This is a genomic window from Methylobacterium nigriterrae (assembly GCF_037106235.1).
Taxonomy (GTDB): Bacteria; Pseudomonadota; Alphaproteobacteria; order Rhizobiales; family Beijerinckiaceae; genus Methylobacterium; species Methylobacterium nigriterrae.
Genome location: NZ_JBAWTG010000978.1, coordinates 1 through 261 on the forward strand (window position 1 = coordinate 1; position 261 = coordinate 261).

Annotated in this window: 1 pseudogene; it reads left to right on the plus strand. The window is 74.7% G+C overall.

Going from position 1 to position 261, the window contains the following annotated elements:
• Nucleotides 1-231, plus strand: a pseudogene (locus WDW90_RS39935) (hypothetical protein); the annotation flags it as partial.
• Nucleotides 232-261 lie beyond the last annotated feature (30 nt).

Sequence of the window (261 nt, forward strand, 5' to 3'; positions counted from 1 at the left end):
GGGCGCCGGGCCGACTCGGAGCGCCTCGACCGCATGATCGCGCGGGCGGGCAGCCGGATCGTCGGCGGCACGGCTCTGTTCCGCTGCGCCGATTTTCCGAACGGAATCAATCTGTTCCGCCGGCTCGGCGAGGCCGGGATCTATGTCCGGCGCTTCGAGTCCGCGCCCGACCGGCTCCGCTTCGGGCTCGCCTGCCTTGTCGCCCTGCGCGACCGGCGCCGCGCGGCCTGAGGCGTCAGCGCAGGACCCGCGAGAGGCGGC